This window comes from Sorangium sp. So ce448, from assembly GCF_051520915.1.
Classification (GTDB): domain Bacteria; phylum Myxococcota_A; class Polyangia; order Polyangiales; family Polyangiaceae; genus Sorangium; species Sorangium cellulosum_B.
This window is the reverse complement of record NZ_CP150343.1, coordinates 4,902,928-4,912,655: the sequence shown is the minus strand read 5'-3', so window position 1 is coordinate 4,912,655 and position 9,728 is coordinate 4,902,928. Positions and strand designations below refer to the sequence as shown.

The 9,728-nt window shown below is 68.4% G+C and carries 7 protein-coding genes; 2 read left to right on the top strand and 5 right to left on the bottom strand.

Annotation, left to right across the window (positions count from 1 at the left end; genetic code table 11):
* Positions 1 to 164: 164 nt before the first annotated feature.
* Complete coding sequence (locus WMF45_RS18460) at positions 165 to 1,400, bottom strand: AAA family ATPase (RefSeq protein ID WP_437718189.1); 1,236 nt, start codon at positions 1,398 to 1,400, stop codon at positions 165 to 167.
* A 237-nt stretch (positions 1,401 to 1,637) separates the two neighbouring features.
* Positions 1,638 to 2,336 (bottom strand): BREX-6 system BrxE protein, encoded by a 699-nt coding sequence (gene brxE, locus WMF45_RS18455; RefSeq protein ID WP_437718188.1) that lies wholly within the window; start codon positions 2,334 to 2,336, stop codon positions 1,638 to 1,640.
* Between the two features lie 201 nt (positions 2,337 to 2,537).
* On the opposite strand from brxE, the gene WMF45_RS18450 reads away from it, so the two are divergent.
* Complete coding sequence (locus tag WMF45_RS18450) at positions 2,538 to 3,299, top strand: GIY-YIG nuclease family protein (protein WP_437718187.1); 762 nt, start codon at positions 2,538 to 2,540, stop codon at positions 3,297 to 3,299.
* 202 nt (positions 3,300 to 3,501) lie between these two features.
* Here the strand turns inward: WMF45_RS18450 and WMF45_RS18445 are convergent, their stop codons facing one another.
* From WMF45_RS18445 to WMF45_RS18435, 3 genes are all read right to left on the bottom strand, one after another.
* Complete coding sequence (locus tag WMF45_RS18445) at positions 3,502 to 6,594, bottom strand: DUF3427 domain-containing protein (protein WP_437718186.1); 3,093 nt, start codon at positions 6,592 to 6,594, stop codon at positions 3,502 to 3,504.
* Positions 6,595 to 6,872: 278 nt separating this feature from the next.
* Positions 6,873 to 7,136, bottom strand: a complete 264-nt coding sequence (locus WMF45_RS18440) for a hypothetical protein (protein WP_437718185.1) — start codon at positions 7,134 to 7,136, stop codon at positions 6,873 to 6,875.
* 479 nt (positions 7,137 to 7,615) lie between these two features.
* Positions 7,616 to 8,338, bottom strand: a complete 723-nt coding sequence (locus tag WMF45_RS18435; protein ID WP_437718184.1) for a hypothetical protein — start codon at positions 8,336 to 8,338, stop codon at positions 7,616 to 7,618.
* 477 nt (positions 8,339 to 8,815) lie between these two features.
* On the opposite strand from WMF45_RS18435, the gene WMF45_RS18430 reads away from it, so the two are divergent.
* Positions 8,816 to 9,709 (top strand): hypothetical protein, encoded by an 894-nt coding sequence (locus WMF45_RS18430; RefSeq protein WP_437718183.1) that lies wholly within the window; start codon positions 8,816 to 8,818, stop codon positions 9,707 to 9,709.
* Positions 9,710 to 9,728 lie beyond the last annotated feature (19 nt).

Genomic DNA, 9,728 nt, shown 5'->3' with positions numbered 1-9,728 from the left:
CGGCGTCCGCAGGAGCCTGGGCATCTCATGCACGAAGTTGCCGGTGCCCCGAACAGGCCTCCCCTCCACGATCATTCCGGGGAGACCACGGTCCTGGCGCAACGCCTTGACCAGCAGGTGCAGCTCTTCGTGATAATCGTCCTCGTAGGCGATGACGATCGATCTCACGACACGGACATCCCGTCTTGATAAGGCGACTCCAGCATGCCTCGGGCGCGCAGCTCCGACAGCGAATATTCCTTGAGCCACGCGTCGAGCAGCTCGCCGTCGAGCGTCTCCACGGTGACGCCGGCGTCGCTCGAGAAGCGCGTGATGCCGAGCGACGCGGCGGGGTCCTCCAGGTGATCGAGCAGGCGATCGGCGTGCGTGGCCGCCAGGATCGGGGTCTTCTCCGCGCGCGACTCCATCACCTTCACGAGCCGCCGCATCGCCCTGGGCTGGAGGCTCCGCTCCGGCTCATCGAACGCGATCAGCGCGGGGCTGTCCGGCGCGTGCAGCGCGGCGAGCATCGCCAGGTAGACGCGCATGCCTTCGCTCATGTCGTCGAGGTAGAGGATCGCCCCCGAGCGCTTGTCACGCCACGTCAGGGTGATCACGCCTCGGCCGGGCCCGGGAGGGAACCGCATCTCCTCGCACCAGGGAAAGACGGACTGCAGGTCGGCGAGCAGCGCGCTCCACGTGTCAGGGTATTCCTGCGAGAGGGTGTGGAGCGCGTTGAGGAGGTCGCGCCCAGACCGCTTGATGCGGCGCGTCCGCTCCACGGGCCGCGCGTTGATGGGCTCGTGCGCGCCCTCCGAGCCGTCGGGGGCGGCGCCGAGGGCGAACGAAGGATAGAAGGCGATGGTTTGCAGTGCCTCCTTGACGTGCATCGGCGTCGGGTAACGCACCTCGTCCGAGATAGCCGCGAGGCTTGAGTTCGTGAGCATCGCGCTATCCGACTCCACCGGGGCCACGACATCGTTCTTCCTTGTCTGGACATTGGCCGCCCAGGACGCGGCGCCGCCCTTCAGCGCGATGAACGGACGCTGGTCGAAGCCGTTTTTGTAAACCCGGACTTCTTCGTCGAGGACGGTCGGGCTCGCCCGGACGCTGCCGAAGCGGATCATGTAGTCGACTGGCGCTCCCTCCCGCTGAAAGACCGGCGAGCGCTCCGAGAAGCGGGCGAGCAGCTCAATCTCGGTGCTCGTCCCGGCCCAGGCGACAGCGGCCCATCCGCCCCGATCAAGGATCGCCCGCCCGGCCCGCCCGCCCACGGCCGCGCAGATCATCGCGACTCCATCCAGGATGGAGCTCTTGCCGCTGGCGTTCTCGCCGATGAGTACCAGCGGTTTGCCTGGAGGCAGCGAGATCTCCACGTCCTTGAGCGCGCGGAAGCCTTGGATGCGGATCTTCTCGAGCATCGCGGCGCTCGCCGTCTATCGCGCGGATACGGTTCGTCGTCCAGCTCTCATGCACGCCGAAGCCACCGGGACGGGCCCACGACGACCACACGCTGCGCGGCGGCCGATCGCTCGGAGCGCCGGCGACGATCCGTTCGCCGCGTTCGACGAGACGCCGAGCGCCTCGCAGCACGGGGAGGCGAGCGACCGCAGGTCGCGTGGGCCTCCTCGGAGACCGCCGCGCAGGCGGGAGGCGCCTCACGAGCACGTCGGCCGCGTCGGGCCGCTTGCCCTTGATCTGCCGCCTTCCGGGACCCTGGTGGACGCCGCATCGCCTCCTTGGAGCGCCGAGACCAGCTTCTCCTTGGCGAAGTCGGCGGTGAGGGGCAGCGGGAGCGGCAGGACCTCGGCGGGCGGGCGCCCCGAGCGCTTGTGGGCGGCGAAGCCATCTCCGAGCTGCTCGTCCAGCTCGAAGCCGAGGAAGTAGAGCGTCCGCAGCTTGTCGGGATCGGCCATCTTGGCGCGCGCCTTCGCGTCGGTCCGCAGGGCCGCTTCGAGGGACGCCCAGACGTACGTCTGCGGGAGGAGCCGCGCGAAGAGGTCGCCGCCGCCCGCGTCGTCGATCAGATCCGTGTCCCACCAGCCGAGGCGGCGCGACGAGCAACGACCTTCACCCGCCCACGCGGTCGTCACCTGCATCGCGAGGATCGCGTCGAGCGTCTCATCGGGACGAGGGTTGCCATGCGGACGGTCGACGTTACGGGCAGGTTGCCGATCTGATCTAGGTTCGTTAGCATCGCCCCTGGTGCCGCGTCGTTGCCATCGACCAGAGCCGACCGAGCTGATCGCGACTGCCGCGGCGACGATGCTGTTCGGCGTCCACCTGCCGGCGTCGCGCTGGTGGGACGGGAGCGCGGAGTTTCGCACCCGCTGCCACCCAATCAGCGCATATCGCATGGTCCTTCGCTTCGATGGGATGAAGTTGCGGACGAAGATCCTCAATGGGAGGAGGGCTGCGTAGTGCCGGGTCGCTCCGTCAGGCTGTTTCTGATCGACGGCAGTCCCCAGGGCATGCGCACGGCCGAAGTTGGCAACTGGACCGGGCTGGCCCTCGTCTGCCCTCGCACGGATCTCGCTCGTCTCGCGTTGCGTCCCGAGGTGAAGAAGACCGGCATCTACATCCTCGTCGGCCCGTCGGAGACCGCAACATCCGGGATGAGCGTGTACGTTGGCGAGGGTGACGAAGTATGGATCCGGCTCACGAGCCATGACAGCAACAAGGACTTCTGGACGCACGTGGTCGTGTTCGTCTCGAAGGACGAGAACCTCACGAAGGCTCACGTGCGCTGGCTGGAGGCCGCGCTCGTCCGGGAGATCAGGAAGGCCAAGCGCGCCGAAGTCTACAACGGGAACGAGCCGACCGGCGGAAAGCTGCCCGAGGCCGATACCGCCGACATGGAGACGTACTTCGAGAACGTCCGCCTGCTCCTCCCGACGCTCGGCGTGAGCGTATTTACCGCGGACGTCGCCCCCAAGCCGGACCAGGCGGGCGACACGAACGAGATAGTTCTTGAGCTTCGATGGGAGGACGCGAGGGCCGAGTGCGTAGTGCGCGAGGGCCAGTTCGTCATCCGCCAGGGCTCCTCGGCACGGGTGAGGGAGGTCGAGTCCCTCGGCGATGGAGCACGGGCGCTTCGCAAGAACCTTCGAGACGCCGGGGTACTCGTGCCGGCCAACGGGAACCCGAATCTGTTCCGGTTCACTCAGGAGTACGCCTTCGATTCACCTTCTGGAGCAGCGTCCGTCGTGTCGGGCACCGGGCTCAACGGGCGTGTTGCCTGGAAGGTAAAGAACGAGGGGATCTCGTACAAGGAATGGCAGGAGAAGCTCGTCGCTTCGGAAGCAAGCGACGCCTCTTAAGGCGGCGCTTGCGGATGCACGCGGGCGCAGCTTCATGACCGTTCCCGTCGTCTCACCGATGGCGGCGCGAAACGACCGGCTTGTGGTTCAGACTCCCGCGGCAGCTCGATCTCCGAGCAATGCCGAGACGAGATCCGGCGGGTGGTTCACTTAGGTGCACCGCAGGCGCGCACTTTGTCCGCGGGATCGGGCGAGGTTCGCTTCAGGCCACCGCCGCGGCGAACGACGCGAACAGGTCCCCCGGCAGCGCATGCTTCAGCCGCCACGTGATCGCCATCGGCAACTCCGACTCATGCCGCACATAACTCGCCGGCCCCAGAAACCAGAACGCCCGCTCGTCGCTGCGCAGCCGCGCGAACAGCATCACCGCCGTGCCGAGATCCTCGTGCCGCTGGTAGCGCTGCCCCGTCTCGCTGTCGGCGCGGGTGGTCGACTGGCTTTCCCAGTGGATCAGCTGCCGATTGATGGCATGGTCGCGGTAGCGCGTCGTCGGCGAGAACTGCCCGTTCGTCTTGTCGAGCGTGAACGCGAGCAGGTCGGCGCGGGCGTCCTTCGCCCAGTACACGCCTGTCTGCCAGGGCGCGACCTTCGCGCTGCCCCCGACGCCGAACGCCGCCAGGATCTCGATGCGCGAGTAGCGCGCGTGCACCTGGAGCGGCACGTCCGGATGGGTCGCGAGCTCCCGGTGAACGTGGTCCACGCGGGCAGCGAGCACGTCCATCAGCTCGACGAGCTCCGCGCGCACCTGGGGGTGCGCCCAGACGAGAGCGCACGCTTGCGCAAGGGTGGTCGCCTTATCGATGGCGCGATCGGCCACGGTGGCGACGAGCATGCGCAGGAGGCGGCGCTCCCGGAGGCTCATCGCCCCCAGATCGGGACATGCGTCAGACCCGAGCAGCCGGCGAAACACCTCGATCCGCACGAAGTCGTCGACGTGGAGCAGCCGCCCGCACGCGCGCCGCAGCACCTCTTCGTGCGGCCCCACGCCCAGCGACGGGAGCCCAGCGTCACCACGGAGGTCTGACCACGAGCGCTGCCCGGCATAGACGTCCTCGAGCTCGAGCCCGGTCTCTTCAAGGAACCGCGCAAGGCTCACGTCGCCGCTGCGGGCGAGCCGCCGCAGCTCGTCGGCCTTGGCTGTCCACCCCGACGGCACCGCTTGCCGGATGTTGTCGAGCACGAGCTCCGATGCCTTCTGGTCGAGCTCCATGTGGCAGCCCGCGGGCAGAAACGGGAACCCGCGTTCAACCTGCTGAACAAGCTCCTTCCGGCTCCCGCCGAGCAGGGCTGCGAAGCGGCGATCGAAGCGGAACTCGCGTCGATGGTGCCCGACGAAGTCGAGCACCGTGCAAACGGTCTTGCCGGCGCTGCGCCGCAGGCCGCGCCCGAGCTGCTGCAAGAAGAGCGTGGGGCTGTCGGTCGGGCGCAGGAGGATCAGCGTGTCTACCGCAGGGACGTCGATGCCCTCGTTGAACAGATCCACCGAGAAGACAACGTTGACCCGCCGCGCCCCGAGATCCGCGAGGGCCGCGCGCCGCTCGTCATCGGCGCTGTCCCCCCACACCGCGGTCGCCGCGACACCGGCCTCGCGAAAGACGCGCGCCATGAACCGCGCGTGCTCGATGCTGACGCAGAATCCGAGCGCCCGCATGGTTCGCGTGTCATCGACATGCGCGGCGAGCTGGGCCACCACCTGCCGGGCCCAGACATCGTTGGCTGTGAGCAGCTTGGAGAGGCCATCGACGTCGTAGCCGCGCCCGCGACGCCAGGGCACATCGCGCAGGTCCAGCCCGTCGTGGATGCCGTAGTAGACGAACGGAACGAGCCGGTGCTGATCGATCGCGTCCCAGAGCCGCAGCTCTGCGGCGATCCGGTCATCGAACCAGCCGAGGAGCGGGAGCCCATCGCTCCTCTCGGGCGTGGCCGTGAGCCCGAGGAGCTCGACGGGACGCACGCGCTCCAGCAGCGCGCGGTACGACGGCGCGGCTGCGTGGTGAAACTCATCGATGATCACCACGTCGAAATGGGACGGATCAAGGTCATCGAGCCCTGCTGCCGAGAGGCTCTGAATCGACGCAAAGACATGCTCGAAGCGCCGCGGGTGACGGCCGCCGACCCACAGCTCGCCAAAGGCATGATCGCGCAGGCCGTGACGAAAGGTCGCGAGGCTCTGCTCCAGGATCTCCCCGCGATGCGCGACGAAGAGCAGGCGTGCGCGGGGGAGCGCCTCCCGGAGCCGGGCGTAGTCGATGGCGGCCATGACGGTCTTGCCGGTGCCGGTCGCCGATACCAGGAGGTTGCGGTGATGCCCGCGCTCGCGGGAGAGTGCGATCTGCTCGAGCAGACGCTCCTGGAACGGCTCGGCGCGAAGCTCGATCGGGCTGAGCATCACCAATGGCGCCGCGTTCGTCGCCAGATCGACGCGCGCAAGAAACTCCGCGCGGTCGTACGGCACGAAGTCGCCGCTGTTCCAGTAGCTCTCGAAGACGGCGGCGACCTTGGCGATGACATCCGGGTTGCGCGCGCCGGACACGCGAACGTTCCACTCGAGCCCGCTCGTTTGCGCGGTGTGCGTCAGGTTGGAGGAGCCGATATAGGCGGTAGAGAAGCCCGACGCGCGATGAAACAGCCAGGCCTTCGCGTGCAAGCGCGTCGTCCCCGTGTCGTACGACACACACACGTCAGCGCCGATCTTGCGGAGCTCCTCGAGCGCCCTCGCTTCGGTCGATCCCGTGTACGTGGTCGTCAGCACCCGCAGCGCGCGGCCCGCCTGACAGTGCACGCGGAGCGCCTCGAGCAGCGGGGCGATGCCGCTCCGGCGGACGAACGCCATGACGACGTCGATGCGGTCCGCCGAGCGAACCTCGGTCAGGAGCTGGTGGCCTACCCTCGGCTCGCCAGGCGCGTTGGTGAGCAGCGCCGTGTCGAGGAGCGGGATGAGCGGCTCGGGGATCGTCTCCGGGCTGCCGTCCGGCTGGCGCCCTACGATGGAGTGGAGCACCGTCGCCGGCTCGACGGGCGCCTCGGGCTGGAGCTCCGCGCCGGCGATCACCTGATCGATCTGCTCGACGAGCCTCCGCGCCAGACCCACGCCGACCGCCACACGCTCTGCATCGGGCACGCCGGAGAGGGCGCGCTGCACGAGGCGACCCAGGTGCAGGGCGATACGGTCGGCCGCCTCGGCGGACCGGAGCCCCGCGGTGCGGACCTCCAGGCTGGCGTCGAGCTCGCGCAGGCCGGACGCCAGCGCCTCGGTGATCAGATCCTGGTAGAGACCGCGCCGGCTCGTCGTCATGGCCAGCGAGTCTACGGCAGGCGAGCGCACGTCCAAGAGGCATCACAAGGCAGGGGCGCGTCCACCGCCGAGACGGGTGCCACCCATCTTTTCTTGGAGGCACGAACTTGCGGTGCCGAACCGTCGCGATGCGTCGCTTTCCCGGAGTGGGACGGGGCGTGACGACGGACCGCACTCCCTCACACGGCATGGCCCCAACCCCGGCCCAACGGCGAGCCAGGGGCTCGGCGAGCTCGCGATGGTCGATCCCTCGCCTCGGGCCAGAGAGCTCACGCTCGTCAATGACCGACGACGGAGAGAGCCATCACCACGCAAGCGAGAATCAGCGCCGAACAGATGGGCAACACGAGCCAGAAACCGAGGTACGGCGTGGAAGGGTGACGGACGCGAACGAGACTGACGACAAGGACGTAGAGCGCAGAGGTCAGCGTCAAGGCAAACGCCAACGGCTTGAGCATCTTCGTTCCTTCAATCGAAAAGACATAGATGGAAAACAGAGTTGGCAGCGCGAGCAAAAGGGCGATGAAAACCTTGAGGAACATGCCGGACGCTCGTCTTGTCGATCAGGGTTTCAGGTTCACAGCAGCAGCAACTTTGCGCGGGATCAGGACAGCGGCCGCCTCACTCGAGCCGGCCGGCGCCACGATCGGTTCCCTGGAGATCCTGTCTGCCATCCTGTGGTTCCTCCCTTCGCTCCCAGCGAGAGCCTATCCCACGACCGGCCGCCGGAACATCGCGCCCGCGAGGCGCCCCTCGCCAGGCCGACGGGGAGGCGAGGAACGTGCCGGATCGGGCACGAAGCGGCGGAGCGAGCATCGCCGGATCGCCGGCCCCCGGGAAGAGCCACAGAGCCCCCTGTCCGGGCGCGCGCCGGGGACCGATGCCAGCGAGCTGCGCGTGAAGCTCGAAGAGGACGTCCCACGCCGGTAGCCTCGCGCAGGAACTCGTGCTGTTTGGGCTGGACCATCATGACGCCACGCCACCGCGTGATCCTCGCGGCCACTCCCCCTCCCTTCGTAGTCTATTGCTGCGAGCGCTGGTAGGTATTCCCGAAGTCGTCCTGCACCACGACGGCGAGCCCGTCCACCGCCTCCACCTCGAGCTTCTCGTCGAGCACCCGCGTTCGAAAGGCCCAGCCGTCGGGGAGCGTCAATGTCTCGCCGAGCTTCGCGAGCGACGCCTCGTCCTGCTGCACCTCCTGCACGCTGTACGACTGCAACTCGTAGATCGCGCCCTCCGGATCGACGAGCTCGTACACGGTTTTGCCCGCGTCGTAGCCCCACGTCGTGTCGCGCCGGACGGTGCGTGTCTCGTAGGGCTTCGCCTTGCTCGAGGCCTCGGCGAGCGCGACGGTGAGCGTGCCCGTCTTGCGCATCTCGATGCCGCCGAGCGTGCGCACCTCCGGATCGAGCACCTTCGAGCCCTCGAAGCTGTCGATCATCCAGTGGCGCGGGCCGTTCATGACCACCACGTCCGCCCTCGTCTCGGCCTTCACCTCGGCCTCATCGACCGCGGCCCACGCCGCCTCGGGGCACTCGTTCAGGCCCTGCGTGTTGTACACGTCGATCGTCACCGATCCCGCGCCGAGATCCGCGTCGCCGAGCAGGATCTCGCAGTAGCGGCTCCCCCGCAGGGCCTCCTGCGCGGGTTCCGGCGACTCGGTTCCGACGGGCTCCGTGCTGCCACAGCCGACCGCGGCGAGAACGAGCGAGAGGAGAACGGAGAGCGACGACGGCTTGTTCATGGCGTGTACCTCGGGCAGAAGGCGATCGTGGAGCGCGCGGTTCGCGCCCTCTTTCCCCTACTCCCGCAAAAGGCCCCGCCGACCCGACACGGCCTCGGTCGATTTTTCCCCGCGCTCCCTCCAGTTGGGTTGCTCTCGATCTCCAGCGAGCGAGGAGAACATCACCTCTCCACGACCCGGCCACGCCCCCTCTCGCCGCCCCCCTCGCTCCGGCAGCTCCAGCAGCTCCGACGGGCCCCTGTCATGGCGGCGCAACACCCGCTGTCCGCGCGACGGTCACCTGTAACGCCGCCGTACCACCTCGCCGGGAGACGCGCTGCCAGATCCGCCGCCGCCGCGTCGCTCCCCAACATGGCACGGCGCATGCTCCTTGTCCCCGGCACGCAGCGCGGCGATCATGGCCGCTTGTGCCCACGCTCGGCGAGGTCGCCGTTGCCGTGAACGAAGGCTCGAAACTCTCTGGACGAGGAGATCGCGATGAAGCGCTCTGCTGGTGCGCACGGGATGGTGATGGGCGTCGGGCTCCTCATGGCGGCTTGCGGGCCGGCGTCGGAGTCGGAGATCGAGGTCGAGATCGACGAACCAGGGCTCGAGGCGACAGGGCTGAAGCCCGGTATCCCGGACACCAACGGGACCCCGAAGCTCGCGTGGCACACATGGAAGTACGCGATGGTCACGGCGCTGCGGAGCCCGCTGCTCAAGGGCGACAAGATCCACCCGGACATCCTCGCCACCAAGATCCTCGACGCGGCGGCCCCCGGGGGCGTGGACGGCAAGGAGGTCTTCGGTCACACCGTCCGCTGCGCCGCCGCCAAAGGCACCGTCGTGCACCACGGCGAGGAGGTCTACCTGGGGCGAGGGATGGTGAGCAGCGCGTCGGCCTGGACGGAGCAGGGGCTCTCCGATGCCGTGATCGGCAACGTGCTGGAGTGCGTGATCGCCTACGTCAACGACGTGGCCGACGGCATCAGCGTCCTGCTCACGGGCACCCAGGTGGCCGACGACGGAAAGGGTCACGCCGAGTACGTTCACCGCGAGGCGCTCTGGTGCGCGGCCCCCTCGACCGGGGCAGTCCCCACGGTGTCCGTCTATGCGACGCTCCCGTTCATCGCCAACTGCAGCATCGACCCTGAGTCGGCGCTGAGGCAGCGGTACTGCTACAAGGTGGGGGCCTGCGACCTCAACTACATGGGGTCCCTGGCGGACCGCGTCGCTGACGGCACCTGCCAGAACGTCGGGCCCGCGGGGCACGGCCAGTTCACGTGCAACGGAAAGCCGTGCACGATGACGTGGCTGCAGGACATCGAGCCCGACTGGTGCCGTGAGCCCACGCGCCCGCGCCCCCTCGATCCCGTGCTGTTCCCCCAGTGAGCGCCGCGGCGCGCGGGGG

Bases quoted from the DNA above. Each gene is read 5' to 3' on its own strand.
- WMF45_RS18460 (WP_437718189.1), bottom strand. From the start codon at position 1,400: ATGCTCGAGAAGATCCGCATCCAAGGCTTCCGCGCGCTCAAGGACGTG.
- brxE (WP_437718188.1), bottom strand. From the start codon at position 2,336: ATGCGATATGCGCTGATTGGGTGGCAGCGGGTGCGAAACTCCGCGCTC.
- WMF45_RS18445 (WP_437718186.1), bottom strand. From the start codon at position 6,594: ATGACGACGAGCCGGCGCGGTCTCTACCAGGATCTGATCACCGAGGCG.
- WMF45_RS18440 (WP_437718185.1), bottom strand. From the start codon at position 7,136: ATGTTCCTCAAGGTTTTCATCGCCCTTTTGCTCGCGCTGCCAACTCTG.
- WMF45_RS18435 (WP_437718184.1), bottom strand. From the start codon at position 8,338: ATGAACAAGCCGTCGTCGCTCTCCGTTCTCCTCTCGCTCGTTCTCGCC.
- WMF45_RS18430 (WP_437718183.1), top strand. From the start codon at position 8,816: ATGAAGCGCTCTGCTGGTGCGCACGGGATGGTGATGGGCGTCGGGCTC.